15 protein-coding genes are annotated in these 18,062 nt (G+C 48.6%); 14 read left to right on the forward strand and 1 reads right to left on the reverse strand.

Features of this window, described 5'->3' with window-relative positions; translation table 11 throughout:
* The first annotated feature begins 6 nt into the window (after positions 1-6).
* The 3 genes from BIZ37_RS06845 to BIZ37_RS06855 are packed head-to-tail and all read left to right on the forward strand — an operon-like array spanning position 7 to position 2,801.
* Positions 7-1,047, forward strand: a complete 1,041-nt coding sequence (locus BIZ37_RS06845; protein WP_187460866.1) for an ABC transporter ATP-binding protein — start codon at positions 7-9, stop codon at positions 1,045-1,047.
* Complete coding sequence (locus tag BIZ37_RS06850; RefSeq protein WP_187460867.1) at positions 1,037-1,804, forward strand: MBL fold metallo-hydrolase; 768 nt, start codon at positions 1,037-1,039, stop codon at positions 1,802-1,804. The genes BIZ37_RS06845 and BIZ37_RS06850 overlap by 11 nt, the downstream gene beginning before the upstream one ends.
* Positions 1,797-2,801 (forward strand): substrate-binding domain-containing protein, encoded by a 1,005-nt coding sequence (locus tag BIZ37_RS06855; RefSeq protein WP_187460868.1) that lies wholly within the window; start codon positions 1,797-1,799, stop codon positions 2,799-2,801. Before BIZ37_RS06850 ends, BIZ37_RS06855 begins: the two co-directional genes overlap by 8 nt.
* Positions 2,802-2,856: 55 nt before the next feature.
* Here the strand turns inward: BIZ37_RS06855 and BIZ37_RS06860 are convergent, their stop codons facing one another.
* Positions 2,857-4,320 carry a DUF2867 domain-containing protein gene (locus BIZ37_RS06860; RefSeq protein WP_187460869.1) on the reverse strand — a complete coding sequence of 488 codons (1,464 nt, stop codon included), beginning with the start codon at positions 4,318-4,320 and terminating at the stop codon, positions 2,857-2,859.
* 258 nt (positions 4,321-4,578) lie between these two features.
* On the opposite strand from BIZ37_RS06860, the gene BIZ37_RS06865 reads away from it, so the two are divergent.
* From BIZ37_RS06865 to BIZ37_RS06915, 11 genes are all read left to right on the forward strand, one after another.
* The gene (locus tag BIZ37_RS06865; RefSeq protein WP_187460870.1) at positions 4,579-5,250 is read left to right on the forward strand and encodes an ABC transporter ATP-binding protein; all 672 of its coding nucleotides are present in this window, start codon (positions 4,579-4,581) and stop codon (positions 5,248-5,250) included.
* Positions 5,231-7,696 (forward strand): ABC transporter permease, encoded by a 2,466-nt coding sequence (locus BIZ37_RS06870; protein WP_187460871.1) that lies wholly within the window; start codon positions 5,231-5,233, stop codon positions 7,694-7,696. The genes BIZ37_RS06865 and BIZ37_RS06870 overlap by 20 nt, the downstream gene beginning before the upstream one ends.
* The gene (locus BIZ37_RS06875; protein ID WP_187460872.1) at positions 7,696-8,799 is read left to right on the forward strand and encodes a lipocalin-like domain-containing protein; all 1,104 of its coding nucleotides are present in this window, start codon (positions 7,696-7,698) and stop codon (positions 8,797-8,799) included. The genes BIZ37_RS06870 and BIZ37_RS06875 overlap by 1 nt, the downstream gene beginning before the upstream one ends.
* Positions 8,800-8,836: 37 nt before the next feature.
* Positions 8,837-10,174, forward strand: coding sequence for an amidohydrolase (locus BIZ37_RS06880; RefSeq protein ID WP_107298357.1), 1,338 nt, complete (start codon positions 8,837-8,839; stop codon positions 10,172-10,174).
* 67 nt (positions 10,175-10,241) lie between these two features.
* On the forward strand, positions 10,242-10,874 hold the full coding sequence (locus BIZ37_RS06885; RefSeq protein WP_187460873.1) for an HAD family hydrolase: 633 nt from the start codon (positions 10,242-10,244) through the stop codon (positions 10,872-10,874).
* Positions 10,875-11,112: 238 nt separating this feature from the next.
* Positions 11,113-13,335 (forward strand): FUSC family protein, encoded by a 2,223-nt coding sequence (locus tag BIZ37_RS06890; protein WP_187460889.1) that lies wholly within the window; start codon positions 11,113-11,115, stop codon positions 13,333-13,335.
* Between the two features lie 58 nt (positions 13,336-13,393).
* Positions 13,394-14,995 (forward strand): TolC family protein, encoded by a 1,602-nt coding sequence (locus BIZ37_RS06895; protein ID WP_370577316.1) that lies wholly within the window; start codon positions 13,394-13,396, stop codon positions 14,993-14,995.
* Positions 14,996-15,205 carry a DUF1656 domain-containing protein gene (locus BIZ37_RS06900; RefSeq protein ID WP_187460874.1) on the forward strand — a complete coding sequence of 70 codons (210 nt, stop codon included), beginning with the start codon at positions 14,996-14,998 and terminating at the stop codon, positions 15,203-15,205. It begins immediately after the preceding gene.
* Between the two features lie 8 nt (positions 15,206-15,213).
* Positions 15,214-16,137 (forward strand): HlyD family secretion protein, encoded by a 924-nt coding sequence (locus tag BIZ37_RS06905; protein WP_187460875.1) that lies wholly within the window; start codon positions 15,214-15,216, stop codon positions 16,135-16,137.
* Positions 16,138-16,146: 9 nt separating this feature from the next.
* On the forward strand, positions 16,147-16,818 hold the full coding sequence (locus BIZ37_RS06910; protein ID WP_187460876.1) for a potassium channel family protein: 672 nt from the start codon (positions 16,147-16,149) through the stop codon (positions 16,816-16,818).
* Positions 16,811-17,941: an AI-2E family transporter gene (locus tag BIZ37_RS06915; RefSeq protein ID WP_187460877.1), complete on the forward strand. Its 1,131-nt coding sequence runs from the start codon at positions 16,811-16,813 to the stop codon at positions 17,939-17,941. Before BIZ37_RS06910 ends, BIZ37_RS06915 begins: the two co-directional genes overlap by 8 nt.
* Positions 17,942-18,062 lie beyond the last annotated feature (121 nt).

Raw genomic sequence — 18,062 nt, forward strand, 5'->3', positions numbered from 1 at the left:
AAGAGAATGACGAAATTAGTAATTAACAACCTAAAGAAAGCCTACGGCGACAACCTGGTGATCCCAAGTGTTGATCTGGGGATCAATGATGGTGAGTTTGTGGTGTTCGTGGGACCATCGGGCTGTGGTAAATCAACGTTGCTGAGGATGATTGCAGGCCTCGAGTCAATCAGTGGTGGTGAGATCAAGCTTAATGGTAAGTGCCTGAATGGGGTTCACCCCTCAGAGCGGGAAGTGGCTATGGTGTTCCAGTCCTATGCCTTGTATCCACATATGACCGTCGAGAAGAATATAGGCTTCCCGCTGAAGATGGCAGGTGTCGACAAGTCAGACATTAGCAACAAAGTCAAAGAGACAGCCCGTCACCTTCAACTCGAGGCGCTATTGAACCGCCTTCCCGGGGAACTATCTGGTGGCCAGCGGCAGCGGGTTGCTATTGGACGGGCGATAGTCCGTGACCCTGAACTATTCCTCTTTGACGAGCCATTATCTAACCTCGATGCCAAGCTTCGAGGTGAAATGCGTGTCTACCTCAAGCAACTCCACCAGCAGCTCAATGCGACTATGGTTTATGTAACCCATGATCAAGTTGAGGCGATGACGCTAGCCGATAAAATTGTGGTACTCAACAAAGGTAACATCGAACAGGTTGGCGCACCGGAAGAACTCTACAACCGCCCGGTAAACCGTTTTGTTGCCGCCTTTATCGGTACACCGGTGATGAACTTCCTGCCACATACTGCTCTGGGTATGATTGCACCGAATATGTCAATTCCCGAAGGAGTGAAAAGCATCGGGCTGAGACCGAACCAGGTCGTCGTAGACCCAACGGCTTATGATTGCGAAATGACCATCAATGTGGTTGAGCCACTCGGCCATGCCAGATTGTATTACGGTGAATTGGCCGGAGAAACCTTTGTCGTTGAAAGTGAATATGCATACGCTCAAGGTGACAAGTTACCGTTGAGCCTGTCAAAGTCGGTTTGCCATTTTTTTGATCAGAAAGAGCAAAGGATTGAACGGTCAGAGGTTGCCAATGCCGCATGACTTTTCTTTCCGGGTTGTCGGTAGCGGTGATGCCTATGATAACGAACGAACTAATGCCAGCCTGCTGGTGCAGCAGTTCGATTTTTCGCTGTTGATTGATTGCGGGCCGTGGGTGCCTAAAGTACTTCTGGCGGGCTTGCTAGAGCCTAATCAATTAGATGCCATTTATATAACCCATAGCCACCCCGATCATTGTTCGGGGCTGACGACGCTGCTTAATTGGATGGATGCCAAAGGGCGCAAGAAGCCGCTGACTATTGTTGCGCAGCGAACCCAATGGGAGGTGCTAAAGCCTTTGGTTGAATTTGCCCATTGGCCCCAGGCAACGCTGGGTTTTGAGGTTGACTGGCGTGACAGCCTAAGTGTCGAGACGATCGGTCCTTGGGCGGTTGAAGTCGCTCCGACTCAACATGCGGTGTCAAACCTTAGCGTGCAATTGAGGCTGCCCTCGGGGCAGGCGCTATTTTATTCCGGTGACGGTAAACTTCTGGAGCACGGAAGAAATCTGGCTGCACAGTCCGATTGGGTGTTCGTTGAATGCGAGACCTTGGCAAACCATCCTAGCCACGGCTCTTGGCAGGAAATAGAGGCTTATCTCCGCAAGCCCGGAAGTTCATGGTGGCTTTATCATATCGACCCACAATGTCGTGAGGTATTGAGGGCGCAGGTACAATCGAAGGTCGGGTTGGATGTTGCTGAAGATGGATATATTTTTAAAGGCATTGCAAAGAAGGACTATTTAATCTTCCATGAATAAAAAGGTTACAGCATTGGATGTTGCGGAATATGTCGGGGTATCGCGTTCAGCGGTATCCCGGGCGTTTACCGAAGGGGCAAGTATTAATGCTACGAAACGGGATGAGATATTAAAGGCTGCGCAAAAGCTGGGTTATCAGCCCAACTTTTTTGCTAGGACCCTGAGTACACCTGCACAAAAGGCCCGATCGAATTTGGTAGCGATATTGATAAGTGATTTCTCCAATCCTTATCAGTCCTATTTGTTCGAGACATTATCTTCTGTGCTGCAGCGCTACGGTAAGCAACCTATGTTGCTCAATGTAAAACAAGCCGAAGATCTGGAGGCGGCATTGATGAGGCTGTCTGGTTATCAGGTTGATGGCGTGATTGCTGTGATGGGTTCACTACCTATCGAAAGTGTTGCCCAGTGCCAGAAATTGTCCCTCCCATTAGTCACTTTGGGACGTTCGGACCCTGCTGGACAAAGTCCGTCAGTACAAACTGACAACTATTATGCCGGCCATCTAGCTGCCAACTATTTTATTGAAAAAGGACTTTCTCGAATTGGGTTTGTTGCCGGTAGAACGGATGGGCAAGCATCGAATGAACGTTTTAAGGGATTTTACGAGACGCTTTGCAAGAGTGGTATCAGCGAGATTGTTCGCTTGGAAGCAGGTCGCTATGGTTATCGTGCAGGTTATGATATCGCGCAGCAGGAAGGCACGGCTTTGGGTCGGTTGGAGGGGGTGTTTTGTGCATCCGACGCATTGGCATTGGGTTTAATTGATTACTGCCGCCAGGAGTTGGGCTTGGCTATACCCGGTCAGTTGAGTGTAATCGGGTGCGATAATGTTCCTCTGGCGAACTGGCAGGGTTACCAGTTGACTACCGTTGCCCAACCCGTCGAGGAAATTGCAGAGCAAGCCTATGTTTGTCTGGAGCAGGTATGGCAGGGCCAGTTAGAAACAAATACCATAGTACGAATCAAACCGGCCCTCATTGATAGGAAAACGTGAGGGGTGCAACCTAAATAATGATGATCATTTTTGATGGCCCTCTGAGGAATTAACCTTAAACCGTCTCGGTTTTCCCCTCTTGCGCCTTGGCCTGACAGCGCTCGACCAGTGCATGGGTCATTCCCCTGAAAATAAACAGGTGGGCAGGCATCATGGCAAACCAATAGAGTAGGCCAGAGAAGCCTGCTGGGTGCCACCATGCTCGAATATCGATTTCACGATGGTCGCCTTTGTCCTCGATGGTGAACTCTAACCGGCCCAGTCCCGGTGCCTTCATACCAAATAGCAGGGATAAAAATTGGTTTGGTACTATGTTGATCACTTTCCATGAATCAATTTTATCGCCTAGCTCAAGTTGCTCAGGATCCCGGCGGTAGCGTTTGAGTGCATCACCACCTATGGCAAAGTCCATCCATTCCCTTATCCGCCATAGGTAATTGGCGTAAAAGTAACCTTCTTTGCCTCCGACGAGTTGTACCTGCCGCCACAGCTGCTCGGCAGTGGCATCGGTTTTGAGGCGATACCCCGCTTGTTTGGGGTAGTAACCGAAACCAGATTGCCAACGGGCGAGGGCGTCAGGATCAAACCCCCAAATATCACTCCTGACGACTTCACTTTCGTGGCCAAGGCTTTCTTCTACTGCTTCGTCATAGCTGAGAAGCCGTTGGGGGATAAGGGACTGTAGGGCATTACCATTGGCTTGCAAGTCATGGCCAAGCCCTCCGATGAGTGCCCGGGCAATGTTGGTTGGTACAGAAGTGACAAGGTGCAGCCACCTTGCGGCAAATTGCGGAGTCAGGAAGGGGACCGCAAGAATCCGGGCCTTTTTACCTAAATGCCTGGCAATGGTTCTGAGTTGCTTGGCATAAGTAATATTTTCAGGTCCGGCAACATCCATAATCTGGTGCTTGGTCGGTTTGAATTCTAACAGCTTTAACAAGTAATAAAGCAGGTTGCGTAGTGCAATCGGAGAACTCTTCGAATGAACCCATTTCGGCGTAACAAGAACTGGGAAGTGGTAAACAAAATCACGCATCACTTCGAAGGCGGCAGATCCCGGGCCAACAATGATACCAGCCCGTAATTCGGTAATCGGTTTTCCGCTTTCCCGCAGAATTTCACCGGTTGCCTTGCGGGCCTGGAGGTGATCAGAGGGCTCACCATCGGAAGGCTGAAGTGCGCCAAGGTAAATAACTCTTTCGACGCTAGAACCTTTTAAAGCATCACTGAAGTTGTGGGCTGCTTGCAGCTCTATATCAATAAAGTCATGACCGTGGTTCATGCCGTGAACAAGGAAAAATACGCTGTCGACTCCTTCGAGTAGTGCAGGAAGATTTGCAGCATCGTTGAGATCCAAATGGTGGATACTGACGTTGTCTAAGTCCTGCCACCCTCGCTTTTCTAACAATTTCAGGTTTCGGCCCGTTGCTCTGACTTTATAGCCGGCACTGGCCAATTCGGGCACAAGGTGGCTACCAATGTAACCTGATGCGCCGACAACTAAAATTGTTTTGTCCATAAATGACTGCTCCATGTAGCGGGTAAAAAGCAGGAAACAAAGACTGGTTTCCAAACAAAGGTATACAATAAAAATATACAACAGCAAATGGGGTTGTGTAGAGCGAATTTGTGAGGGGCATGTTCGGGCTTTGACGGAAATGTAGATCGAATGTAACGCATTAGGTGTATTTTATATCGATGTTCCGTAAAGGGCTTTATAGAACAATTGGTTTACTGTAAATTTCAGTTCAAAGACTTCCTATCTCTGGGGATAACAATGTTACGACTGGTTGACCTTTGCAAAGGCTATATGGATGGCGACGAGTACCACTCGGTATTGCAGGGTGCAGAACTGAATTTAAAGCAAGGTGATCAACTGGCGCTAATGGGGGAGAGTGGTTCAGGCAAGAGTACGTTGCTGAACCTGATTGCTGGGCTAGATACTGTCGATTCTGGTGAGGTATGGTTGGGTGACAAGCCCATACATACTATATCTGAGCGGGAGCGAACGGCTTTTCGTCGTAACAATATCGGTTTGGTATTCCAACAATTCAATCTACTGCCAACATTGACTACTGCCGACAACATCCGTTTTTGCCGCCAGCTCAAAGGGCTGCCGGAAAAACCGGCGCTTTGGCGGCAGATAATTGCAGCATTAGATTTAATGCCATTGCTTGGTCGCTACCCAGAAGAGATGTCGGGTGGCCAGCAGCAACGTGCGGCGATCGCCCGGGCCCTATACATGGAACCCCAAATCTTATTGGCCGATGAGCCAACCGGTAGCCTCGATGAACGAAATGCATCTGCAGTGATTAACTTGCTGACTAACCTAACCAAACAACTGGATTGTACTTTGTTATTAGTGACGCACAGTAAACAGGTTGCCGCCTATATGAATGGCTGTATTCGCCTGCAGGGAGGGCTGTTGCATGTCAAGCCCCGTAGCTAAAGCGCTCTGGGGACATTACAAGCGTCACCCTCTTCAAATTGTTCTTGTATGGCTGGGGTTAACCTTGGGTATTGCCTTGCTAGTCGGGGTAATGGGGGTTAATCAACAAGCCCGAGAAAGCTACCGTGACGGCGAGCTCCTGTTTTCAAATCCTTTTCCTTATCGCATTCGTCACAGCCAACCTGCATTGAAAGTTCCCCAAGGCTTTTATGTGCAGCTTCGCCGAGATGGTTTCAATCAATGTGTACCGTTGGAAGAGCAGCGTATTGTGCTGGAAAACGGTCGAAGCATTGAAGTTGTTGGCGTTGATCCTATTGCTTTGTTCTCAAGTTTCCGTCGTAGCACTATGTCGGGCAACGACGATCAGCAACAGATGTTGTCTTTAATGCAGCCGCCATACCCCGTGCTGGTAGGTGATCAGCTTGCCAACTATATGGGATTTGAAGACGGCCAGACGTTGAAACTGGAGTCAGGTCGAACCCTTGGCCCTCTGCAAGTGGTCAATGAAGAGCGGATAAAAGGCCCTCGGTTAATTGCTGATATGTCGTTGGTAAGGCAACTTCAGCCAGGCTCCGGCTTAACGGCCATCTTATGTGGCGATTTAGACTCGCAATCGCTGAGCCGGCTGCAAGATAAATTACCTGTAGCGCTCAAGCTGGAAAAACAAGAAACCGCAGGGCTTGAGCCTTTGACTGACGCCTTCCACCTCAACCTGTTTGCGATGGGGATGTTGGCGTTTGTGGTCGGTCTGTTTATTTTCTATCAGGCGATGTCACTGTCGTTTTCCCAGCGTCAGCCTCTAGTTGGCTTGATGCGGCAGGCCGGTGTGTCTTCTGGTCAGTTGGTTCGCGCCTTGAGTTTGGAACTCATTGTTTGGATTATCGTGGGACTGGTTGGCGGTAACCTCTTTGGCTTGTTACTGGCTGAAAAACTGTTGCCTTCGGTTGCAGAGACACTCAACGATCTTTATGGGGCAAATGTCAGCTTGATCGTCCGTTGGCAGTGGGAGTGGGGGCTAGCCTCTGCACTGATTGCCGTCGGTGGCTGTCTACTCGCCTGTGGTTGGCCGCTGGTTCGCCTTATTCGCACTCAGCCTGCTCGGTTATCAAGCCGGATGTCCATTGTACGTTTCAGTGGTCACGAATTTGCCTTGCAAGCGATCTTTTCATGCATGTTCATTGGTGCGGCGATAGCTGTCTACCAATTGCCGCATGGGCAAAAGGCCGGTTTTGTCCTAATCGCCTGTATCTTGATTGCCTCAGCACTCGCGATGCCATTCCTTTTGTGGCAACTGTTCCGCCTGCTAGGTGTTGTTGTGCGATCAGCGCGTTTGCGTTGGTTCTTCTCAGACGCAGCGGCAAGTTTGAGCTACCGTGGTGTGGCTTCAATGGCCTTCATGCTGGCGCTAGCATCGAATATCGGCATGGAAACCATGGTCGGGAGCTTTAGGAATACGACCCAAACCTGGCTAGAGCAACGCTTGGCTGCCGATATCTATATTCGTCCAGCGGTCAATATGGCTCCAAGAATGACCCAATGGTTGGAAAACCAGGATGAAGTCAAGCAGGTGTGGTGGCAATGGCGAAAAATGCTGCCGACGGAAGCGGGTACATTGCAGGTAGTGAGTATTGGTGGCACATCCGACGAGAAACAGGCGCTGGCTATAAAAGTTGCGATGCCTGAATACTGGCAAAAGCTTCATCATGATAGGGCAATTTTGGTCAGTGAATCCATGGCACTGAAACAGAACCTCAAGCCTGGGCAAGTGATTGACCTTCCCCCACCACTTAATAAACAGTGGTTGGTTGCAGGGGTTTTCTACGACTATGGTAACCCGTATGGGCAGATCATCATGTCGCAGAAACGGTGGAAAGCAGTTTGGCCTTATAAAGGGCAGGTGAGCTTAGCCATTCATCTCAATGACCATTCGCAGGCAATGCAAATGATCCGCTCGCTTGGTGAAACATTCCGGCTACCACCGGAGAGGATCAGGAATAACAATGAGTTGATGCTCCAAGCGATGAATGTGTTTGACCGCACCTTCATTGTGACGGCGACACTTGGCAAGCTGACGCTATTTGTTGCGGTTTGTGGTTTGTTCTTCGCTACCGTTGCCGGGGAGACTTCACGCCTGCGGCAGTTTGCGTTATTGCGGTGCATGGGGATGACCGGGCGGGAACTCGCTTTGTTGGGCGGTGGTCAGTTATTGATGATCGGCCTTCTGACAGCATTAATTGCATTGCCACTTGGGTTGGTGCTGGCTCAGTTGCTGATTGATGTTGTCTTGAAGTACTCATTTGGCTGGACAATGCCGATAGAGTATTTCCCGACCAATTATTTATTCTCTTTGGGCTCTGCTTTGGTTGTATTGTTGTTAGCCGGTGCATGGCCTGTTTGGCGCTTGGTAAAACAGTCGGCGATTATGTCACTTAGGGAGTCGTTCTGATGAAGGGAGCGAGCTTTCCTCGTTGGTATTTGATTATTTCGGTCATTGCTGTTGCAACCGTACTGGTTCTGCTTAGCTACGATCAAGAAGAAATCAGCGATAGTCCGTCTGTCTCTATGATGACGAACCCTGATAATGCGCAGTTTGCTCCGGTCGTGCCGGGCTATCAGTTCGAATTTCCCCGCGATCATTTACCGCATCCTGATTTCCGTGCCGAGTGGTGGTACCTGACTGCAAACTTACAAGCCGAAGATGGCGAGCAGTTTGGCCTGCAGTGGACTTTGTTCCGTTTTCGCTCAACCACTGAAGAAGGACGTGGCTGGGAAAGCCCTCAGCGTTACATGGCCCATTTGGTCGTAACCAGCAAAGATAAAGTGTGGTCAGCTGAGCGTTTCGCTCGCGGAGGTATTGGCCAAGCGGGAGTGTTAGGCCATCCATACAGAGCATGGTTGGATAACTGGGAGTGGCGTTCTTATTCTGATTCCCCGTTTCCCGGGGTGCTATCATTTGCGGATGCCAGTGGTATGGCGGGTAAGCTAGCCATCCAACAAACGGGGGCGATCGTGTTTCAGGGTGATAAAGGCTACAGTAAAAAGCACGCAACGGAAGACATCGCTTCTTACTATTACAGTGCGCCGTTTTTGAACATAGAAGGGCGGCTGGAACTGGATGGTAAGCAGTTTACCGTCAGTGGTGATGCATGGTATGACCGCGAGTGGAGTAGCCGTGGGCTTGCCGAGAACCAACAGGGTTGGGATTGGCTCTCTATCCATTTGGACGACGGAAGTGCACTAATGCTGTACCAGATCAGGGAAAAAGATGTGCGACCATATTATTTTGGTTCGTTAAGCTGGCCTGATGGTAAAACAGAGGTTTTATCAGCGGAAGATCTTCAATTGTCACCAATAACGTTTTCAACCTATGGCGGTAAAACGTATCCTATTGTGTGGCAGGTAAAAGTGCCTTCTAAAGGCATTGAGCTTAAAGTGGATGTGGTTCGAAAGGAGCAATGGCTGCCGTTTATCTTCTCTTATTGGGAAGGGCCGATAAGGGTTTCGGGAAGTCACACAGGACAAGGATTTATGGAGCTGACAGGCTACTGAGCCCAACGAGCTTTGTAAAAATGATTAGGAACAAATAGTGTCAAGTAACTTGCAATTCGATGAGCAGACGTTGTCACAGCGTTTGATGAATCATCGCCGGGAGTTCCATCGCTACCCGGAAGCCGCATGGCGAGAATTCTTCACGACTAGCCGTATCGCTAGTCACCTTGAAAACTTAGGTTATTCGCTGCATTTCAGCGATGAGATCATTCTTCGTTCCTCGATAATGGGGCGTGATGAAGTGTTGGTCGCTGAAGCTCAAGAACGCGCGATCAGTTGGGGTGCTGATATTACTTATCTGGCCCATATGGATGGGGTCACCGGGGTAGGTGCGGTATTGGACACCGGTAAGCCAGGTCCTGTTATCGCGTTGCGCTTTGATATTGACGCCGTTGAAGTGATGGAAAGTGAAGAGGACGCACACCGTCCCCGTTTCCTAGGCTTTGCTTCGCTAGCCCCTGGTGTTGCACACGCATGTGGCCATGATGCCCACGCTTCAATTGGTTTGGGCATTGCTGAGGTATTGGCTGAAAATAAAGATCAGCTAAAAGGTAAGATCAAGCTTCTGTTCCAACCTGCTGAAGAGGGCTGTCGTGCCGGTAAGGCGATTGCCGAAAGTGGCTGGTTGGATGATGTCGATTATTTCTTTGCCGCCCATATCGGTATGAATGTACCCAGTGGTACTTTGGTTTGTGATCCCCAGCATTTTTTATGCAGTTCTAAATTTGACCTTCACTTTACGGGGAAACCAGCCCACGCAGGTATAGAGCCAAATGCAGGCCAGAATGCCTTGGCGGCGGCCTGTACGGCAGTCAGTCAAATGCTAGCGATTCCGCGTCACCGTGACGGTATGACCCGTATTAACGTTGGGCAGATGCACGCTGGGGACGGCCGAAATGTCATCCCTGCCAGTGCTGTTCTTCTGGGTGAAACCCGTGGTGAGAACCGTGCTTTGAACTCTTATATGTTCCAGCAAGTCGAGAACATTGCCGAGGCGGCAGCTATGATGCACGGAGTGAAAGTAAAACTGTGTGCTCAGGGCGAAGCGATTGGCCTAGAAAATGACACTGAACTTGTCGAGCTGCTTGAGTGTATTGGCCTTGAAAGTGGTTTTAGTGAAGTCGTTCGAGAGAAAGATTTCGGCGCCAGTGAAGATGCCGGCTATTTAGTCGATCGTGTTCAGTCCCGTGGTGGTAAGGCGATTTATTGCCTTGTCGGCTCTGACTTAACAGCAGGGCATCATAATGGTGACTTTGATATCGATGAGAGCCGTATGCTACCGGCGGTGAAGTTGTTACTCAATGCGGTGAATGCACTACAGCAACCGCCATTGGTGGAAGAGCCAATAGATGAGCCGTCGATAACCAGTAATTGATTTGAGCCCCAGTATTTCACTGGGGCTTTTTTTATCTGGGTATTTATCTACTAAACAGGGAGAGACAATGAAATACGAAACACTCATTTTTGATTTGGACGGTACTATCAGCGATCCCAAACAGGGAATAGTACGCTCAATGAACCATGCTTTGGCAGCGCATGGTTATGACACACGTAGCGAAGAGGAAATCGCCCGATATATCGGCCCGCCTCTTGATCAGACGTTTATGGAGATAGTCGATTCCAAACAACCTACATTGATCCGTGTCCTTGTCGATACCTACCGTCAGCGATATGCCGAAATCGGTTATGCGGAGAATCACTTGTATGCAGGGATAAGAGAATCTCTAGATAACTTGAAGCAACAGGGGAAATATCGGTTGGGAGTCTGTACCTCCAAGCGGGCTGATTTTGCCTGCCAGATCCTCGCGTTGTTTGATTTGCATGAGCACTTTGACTTTGTTGATGGTGGTGATGTCGGGATCGAGAAGTGGCAACAGCTACAAGTGCTCAAAGAAAAAGGTGTGATAACAGAAAAGTCGTTGATGATTGGTGATCGGTATGTCGACCTGACGGCTGCCCATCGCAATGGTCTGCAGTCAGCTGGCGTATTGTGGGGCTATGGTTCAAGAGCAGAGCTTGAACAGCACTCTCCCCGCTTCTTGTTTTCTGAACCCAGTGAACTGACTCAGATATGAGTGGCGTCTCAATGATGCATGAACTGTTTTAGAGGCCTAACAGTTCGAGAGATAAGACAAATTTTTGCTGCGCTTTATCAAAAACCTCCTAGGATTATTAATTATGCCAACAGGGGCATAACCGTCTTTACGGGGCGAGATTTAGGGGCGCAGCTTGAGCAACACCAATACTCAGATACTTCGCATCAGAGATAGGTTGTCGGTTTTCCAATTGGGGAACTGGCTGATCCCATTTTGCCTGAGCGACAAGTTCAAGTTTGCTTTCAGGGTCGCAGTCAGTCTAACTCTCGCGTACATGATCCCGATGGCATTGGGATGGACACAGCCTTCAACAGCTGCGACAACAGTGATGTTAATCGCCTCTACCGGTAGTCGCCGTGAGTCGCTGGCAAAAGGCACATTGCGTGTGCTTGGTACCATCGCGGGCGGTATTATTGGCTTGATATTAGTCGGCTTTTTCGCCCAGGACAGATTGCTGTATATGTTCGCAGTCTCTTTGGTCATCGTCGTTGTTTTCTATATCCGGTCTGCCTACCTTAACGATCCGACCTTATTTATGCTGACTGGCGTCATGATCCTCATGATGTACAACGGTGGTGACCCTGAAGGGGCGTTTCTTTACGGTTTAGATCGTACCTTTATGACGGTGTTCGGCGTTGTTGTGTATACCTTGGTTGGTGTTTTCTTATTCCCGCCAAAGGTTGAGCAGAACCTCCGGCAACTCGGTGATAATTTAGCTTCGGCACAAAGAGCGCTGTTTGAAGCGATGAGCCAACCGCCTGAGGAAACCCCAGAAGCTCAACAACAAGAACTGGATTCTGATAAACCAGAAGAGCAAGCACCGCATGAGTCTAACCTTCGTGAAGAGGGAAAGACGGGCGAAGAAGAGGAAATGCCTCCGACCCTAGCGGAATTGAGCAAGGCATTGTTTGCCGCCCAGCAAGCATTTGAAACCAGATACCAGGCCCTCAACAGCGAGTGCAGTGAGATTTCTGCTTATAAGAAAGAGTGGGATGGGACCGTAGCGCTGTATAGCCAGATCACCGAATTACTATTGTTTTGGGCTAAAGATCATTCACGATCTGGCGGTCACCCTGTTGAGTACCTGCTTGAGTTTGAACAAATAAGAGCCGAGGTGCTCACCCTGTTTGATCGGCTTCCTGATGCCTGGGAAAAACAAGAAGCCCACTCACCTCAACAGATGGAACCTGTCGAGTATGACGGGGAGAAGCTCAAACAGGCAGGTCACTTATACCGTGGAGAGGCGTTATCCTCCGGTTATTTATTTAACCAACTGCTCGAGCGACTGGCTAAACTAGAGAGCTGTATTAGTAGTATCGATTCGCTAACCGGCACGGTGAATTTTGCTTTACCGCCGCTCAAAGCCAAACCTAACTTCAACTGGTGGGATGCGGAAAACGCTAAATCTGCGATCAAAGTGTTTGTAACCTACTGGGTTGCAGGGATCTTCTGGATCGAGTTCAATCCACCCGGTGGGTATAACTTCGTTATCTTCAGTACCCTGTTTGTTTCTATCCTCTCATTCATGCCTTTTCACCCAGTGATGCTGTTTATCTTATTTACACTGGGTTTTATTTTTTCCATTCCGGCCTATGTGTTCTTGTTACCGCAGCTAACCTTGGGCGCAGAGTTAGCCTTATTCATCTTCACTTATACCTTTGTCGGGTTCTATGTACTGAAAGGGCCGATAACCATCTTCTTTTTACTGGGGATGTTTACCCTAGGCATAGATAACAACATGGTATATCACTTCGGGATCACCCTGACGGTTGTCACCCTGTTTTATATGACTGTACTGTCGGTGGTGATTTCGTTTTATTTGCCTTTTTCTAGCCGACCTGAACATTTGTTGTTGGTATTTCGCGAGCGTTTTTTCCGTCATGCGACTGGGGTTATTCGATTGTTGCAGGCGGATAAATTGCCTCTGTGGCAGAAACTCCAATTGGTTTGGCGGATCACTACTATGGTGGTGGCACTGAAAAAAATGCAGGTTTGGGGCTCGAAATTCAAAACCGATGGCTACCCGTCATTAACAAGCGAGAAGCTAAATCGGTACATCGAGCAGTGCGATCTCTTCCATCATCATCTGATGACGCTTATCAAAGCTCGTAAAAAACTCAATCAGAACCCCTTGCTGGTTCAAACCCAAAAAGCCAACAGAGACACGATTATCCCGCAATTGGCTCAGGCTTTATGGCAAATCGAAACGACGGCAAAGGATAAAGTGAGCACCGAGTTATTGAAACAAGACTATCAAGCGTTAGAAGCGGCGTTGGATGAGTATTTTTCCCATCTCGAACTAGAGAAGTATTCGAATTCAGACATTGCCGGTTTTTATATCTTTCTAAACTTGAAGAAAAATATATTTGAATCATTGCTCGACTGTAAGCAGGCGAGTGATGAGGTTGCTTGGGGTGAACTGCAGATGAAGCGGTTTTAGGGAGCGATGCGTGGTTAGTAAGATCAGGGTTTGTGTAACAGTGATGTCTTTGCTTGTTATGTCAGGCTGTACTGTGCTTGGGCCAAAATTCGAGGGCGTAGCACCGGCTACCTTACCAACATCGTGGACAACATGGGACCTCGAGCACAGTAAAACCAAAACGGCACGTTGGTGGCAGCAATTTAATGACCCGATACTCAATGACTTGGTGGAGGAAGCCAGTCAGCAGAATTTGGATCTGGAAGCGGCGGGGCTTCGTATCCTGCAGGCCCGTGCTGCAGTTGGTGTCGCTGAGTCGTTTCAGTACCCGCAACGGCAAAATGTGTCGGGCAGTGTGGCGAAAATCTACCAAAACGAAAATACCTTTGATAACGCTTCATTGAGTTTTGATGCTGCCTGGGAGTTGGATGTCTGGGGGCGCTATGCATTGGGAGTCGAATCTGCCGAAGCAACCTTGTATGCCTCTATTGCGTCTTATCACGATATTTTGGTCACTATCACTTCTGAAGTCGCCCGTAACTATATTAATTACCGTACTTTTCAAGAAAGGGTAATGCTGTCCGAGCGCAATATAGAGATCCAGCGCCGGGTTGAAAGGATCACCGAGATCCAATATGAGTCAGGGGATGTCACCGAGCTTGATGTCCAACAGGCGAGAACTCAGCTTTATAATACTGAGTCGGCATTGCCGAGTTTGAAAATCGGTATGATGCAATCACGCAACGCGATTGCTGTTTTGCTCGGTATTTTACCGGAACAAGCGATGGTACTGCTTGATAGCCCTTGGATTAATGCCAAGGTAAAAGCGTTTGACAACAAATACGAAGCGACCCGCAACAGCCGGTTGACGAGCGATTATGATCAATACTCGCTGATCCCGGCAACGGTCCCCATTAGTACCCAGATAGAAGCGGGCTTGGTATTACGTCGGCCCGATTTACAGCTTGCAGAGCTTCAGGCCCATGCCCAGAGCAGCCAAATCGGCATTGCAGAAGCCGACCTTTACCCACAATTTTCATTGTTTGGGGTTATTGGCCTCAACAGCACCGTACCTGCAGGTAATGATTTTAGCTTCAGTGACTCATTAAACCTGACGCTAGGGCCGTCTTTTTCATGGAACATCTTCCAATACGGACGGGTAGAAAGTTCAATCCGCGCCCAAGACGCCCGCTTCCAAGAGACATTAACCAATTACAACAAACAAGTACTGCTAGCAGTGCAGGAAGTTACCAATGCCTTGGAGTCGTACCAACTCAACCTAGTTCAGAAGAAGTTGGCTTTCCGCTCGGTGGATGCCTCTGTACGTGCTTACAACATCTCTTTGACCCAGTATGAAAATGGCCAGATAAGTTTCGAGCGCTTACTCAACTCGCTGGAGAAGATGACCCGAAGCGAAGATGCCTATGCGGTTGTGAAAGGGAATGTCGCCAACCAGGTTGTGGCGCTTTACAAGTCATTGGGTGGAGGTTGGGAGGCGGAGACAGGGCGTTCTTACCTCAATGATGCAATACGCTCACAGATGGAAAGCCGGACTGATTGGGGCGAGATGCTTGAGGAAACACAGTTGCCGGTATTAGCGCCGAGTGAGGTGCAAAAGGCGAAGTCACCGTTTGGCGAACCCATCGACCCGGCCAAACAGAGTTATCCGGGAGGGCCATAAATGGAAGTACCGCACGAACTGTCCTGGGGAGACGTGTATTACTCACCCTTTTTATTGGTCATCGTCTTAGCTGTGATAGCGACTTGGATAACCGTTGTCATTATGAATAAGACTCGGTTATCCCGCTTGATTGCTTATCCATCGATGACCTTTATTGCTATTACGGTGCTCTATACCGTGGCGATAGATGCTTACTTTATTCAGTTTTAGGTGTGCCAATGAAGAGTCTAAAAAAACTATTCGTGATTGCGCTTAACCTTATCATCATTGGCGGGGCCATGTATTTCGGCTACCAGAAATACCAAGAGTACTTTGACAACCCTTGGACCCGTAACGGACAGGTAAGGGCAAATATTATCAAAGTCGCGCCAAGGGTATCGGGCCCTGTGGTCTATGTGGCCGTGGTCGATAACCAGTTTGTCCGAAAAGGCGAACTGCTATTTCAAATTGACCCAACGACTTACGAGAATACCCTCTTACAGGCCGAATCGTCATTAGAGCGGGCCAAAATAAGCTCGAAAGGCAAAAAAATCGAGTTAGACAGATTGCTTGATATTCAACGCAAAGACAGAGGGGCAGTGTCGCTAAAAGACATTACCCGACGCCAGATCTCTTATGAAGAGTCGTTGATCCAGATAAAGGTGTCAGAACAGAAACTGCAAGCGGCTAAATTGAATATGGAATTTACCCAAGTTTTTGCCTCGGTAGATGGCTATGTCTCTAACTTAGATATTCGCGAGGGTACGCAGGCGGTCGCCAACCAGCCATTGCTGGCGCTGGTGGATGTAAACAGCTTCTGGGTATTTGGCTATTTCAGGGAGAACCAACTCGCCAATATCCAGATTGGTGATGAGGCCAAAGTGACCTTGATGGCCTACCCTGAACAGCCTATTGAAGCTGTAGTCGATTCCTTGGGATGGGGGATAGCACCACAAAACGGTGCTGTCGGCTATAACTTGCTACCGAGCGTTAATCCTGTCTTCCAGTGGATCCGTCTGGCGCAACGTATACCGGTGAAAATCACACTGTCACAACTACCCGATGGGGTGAACCTGCGTTTCGGTATGACGGCGTCGATCATGGTAATGGAAGAGAAACAAGAATCTGGCGATGAACTGGCGAGAAATTCTACAGCGGATTAGGAGTGAATCATGGGGAAAAAAATTACTGAACAAAACAATTTCTATTACCTAACTGTCGCTTTAATTATTCTGTTGGTGAGCTCGTCACTGGATCAGGTGCTGCACATTACATGGCTCGATAAGATCATGCAGGGGATAACCTTGCTGACCTTTGTCGTGTGTTTGGTCAGTTTGCGGTTTGATTCAGGCTGGTATCGCTTTCTACTGTCTCTTGCTGTGACATGGATTGCGCTCGTCATTATTAAAGAGTTATTAGACTTCAAACAGATAGATATCGCCATGTTGGTACTAATGCTGAGTTTCTTTTTCGGCACGTTCAAGTCCATCATGCGGCAAATCCTTTTCACTGGCTCGATAGATAATAACAAGGTGGTCGGATCCTTGGCCCTGTTTTTACTACTGGGTTTGATGTGGGCCATTGCCTATTTGTTGATTTTGGAATTCTCCCCAAGCTCATTTACTGGGCTTGAAGCTAAAAATTGGGGGGATAACTTTTCCAATGCCGCTTATTTTAGTTTTGTCACCCTTACGACATTGGGCTACGGCGACATCAGCCCAATTTCACCCGTTGCTCAGGTCATTGTGTATTTAGAAGCGATTGCTGGTGTGTTCTATATGGCGATTGTTGTAGCCAGCCTGGTCGGCGCCAGCCAAAACAGTCAGGAAAACAACGATGGATAAACAACTTGAAAAGTACAAGAGCAAGATATTTATCAATAACATGTTAGAGTCTTTCATCAGGATTGGCTTGTTGGTCATCCTGCTGGTCTGGACATATGACATTATCAAACCTTTTGTTATCCCCGTGCTGTGGGGGGCCATTATCGCGGTCGCTTTGATGCCATTGACCTTGAAGTTGGAAGGGGCGATGAAAGGGCGGCGGGGCTTGTCCGCAACCATTTTGGCATTGGTGGGAATTACCATTCTAGTGGTGCCATTAGTTATTGTCATGGGGTCTATCTTTGATGGCATTGTTGCCATGACTGACTTCCTGCAAAGTGAGACAGTGAAACTCCCAGGGCCGCCGGCCCGGGTGGCAGAAATCCCCATGGTCGGTGAAAAGCTGCACAGTACTTGGGCTTTGTTCGCTACCAATATGGAGCATGCCTTGATGAAGTATTCCGAGGAGGTAAAAGCGGCGGTGGCAGCTTTTGCCGGGGCCTTGGGAAGTAGTTTGGCAACGGTTGTGATGTTTATTATTTCTTTGATTATCGCAGCCGGTTTTATGGCTCACTCTGAGTCTATGGCTAAGGCCGTAGAACAGGTATCTGTTCGCGTTGTGGGTAAGCACGGGGAAGAATGGGCCGGTTTGATAGCAGCGACAATCCGCAGTGTATTACTGGGGGTTGTGGGTGTCGCCTTTATCCAATCTATTCTGATTGGTGCCGCGATGTTCGTGTTTAAAATCCCTGCGGCAGGCTTAATCACTTTTATTGTGTTTATTCTGGCGATTGCCCAACTGCCCGCTTTGTTAATCGTGTTGCCTGTTATCGTATACGTGTTCTCGTATATGGATACCACACCAGCGGCAATATTTACTGTTTGGGTATTACTGGCAGGGCTATCTGACAATATCCTAAAACCTATGTTGATGGGGCGTGGGGTGGAGATCCCAATGCCTGTTATATTGATAGGTGCCATTGGTGGGATGATGTCGGCTGGTATTATCGGTTTGTTCCTTGGCGCAGTGATCCTTGCTATCTGGTACGAACTCTTTACCACATGGATGAAGTTACCTTCGGAGGAACACGACAGCAGCAGTGACACCGAGCAAGCTGCAACAGTGCAGCCGAATACGGATTAACTCATCATAACAGTCCATCTTTGATTGCTGGAATATCGATAGTGCAGGTCGCTATTGTATTCCAGCTTTTCTTTGCTTGTAATTCGAATGTTTACTCTATACTAGATTGAACATAAGCCTA

The organism is Photobacterium sp. BZF1, from assembly GCF_014349205.1.
In the GTDB taxonomy this organism is placed as follows: domain Bacteria; phylum Pseudomonadota; class Gammaproteobacteria; order Enterobacterales; family Vibrionaceae; genus Photobacterium.

Excerpts from the sequence above, each read along its gene's own strand:
- BIZ37_RS06845 (WP_187460866.1), top strand. The coding sequence starts at position 7 with ATGACGAAATTAGTAATTAACAACCTAAAGAAAGCCTACGGCGACAAC.
- BIZ37_RS06850 (WP_187460867.1), top strand. The coding sequence starts at position 1,037 with ATGCCGCATGACTTTTCTTTCCGGGTTGTCGGTAGCGGTGATGCCTAT.
- BIZ37_RS06855 (WP_187460868.1), top strand. The coding sequence starts at position 1,797 with ATGAATAAAAAGGTTACAGCATTGGATGTTGCGGAATATGTCGGGGTA.
- BIZ37_RS06860 (WP_187460869.1), bottom strand. The coding sequence starts at position 4,320 with ATGGACAAAACAATTTTAGTTGTCGGCGCATCAGGTTACATTGGTAGC.
- BIZ37_RS06865 (WP_187460870.1), top strand. The coding sequence starts at position 4,579 with ATGTTACGACTGGTTGACCTTTGCAAAGGCTATATGGATGGCGACGAG.
- BIZ37_RS06870 (WP_187460871.1), top strand. The coding sequence starts at position 5,231 with ATGTCAAGCCCCGTAGCTAAAGCGCTCTGGGGACATTACAAGCGTCAC.
- BIZ37_RS06875 (WP_187460872.1), top strand. The coding sequence starts at position 7,696 with ATGAAGGGAGCGAGCTTTCCTCGTTGGTATTTGATTATTTCGGTCATT.
- BIZ37_RS06885 (WP_187460873.1), top strand. The coding sequence starts at position 10,242 with ATGAAATACGAAACACTCATTTTTGATTTGGACGGTACTATCAGCGAT.
- BIZ37_RS06895 (WP_370577316.1), top strand. The coding sequence starts at position 13,394 with ATGTCAGGCTGTACTGTGCTTGGGCCAAAATTCGAGGGCGTAGCACCG.
- BIZ37_RS06900 (WP_187460874.1), top strand. The coding sequence starts at position 14,996 with ATGGAAGTACCGCACGAACTGTCCTGGGGAGACGTGTATTACTCACCC.
- BIZ37_RS06905 (WP_187460875.1), top strand. The coding sequence starts at position 15,214 with ATGAAGAGTCTAAAAAAACTATTCGTGATTGCGCTTAACCTTATCATC.
- BIZ37_RS06910 (WP_187460876.1), top strand. The coding sequence starts at position 16,147 with ATGGGGAAAAAAATTACTGAACAAAACAATTTCTATTACCTAACTGTC.
- BIZ37_RS06915 (WP_187460877.1), top strand. The coding sequence starts at position 16,811 with ATGGATAAACAACTTGAAAAGTACAAGAGCAAGATATTTATCAATAAC.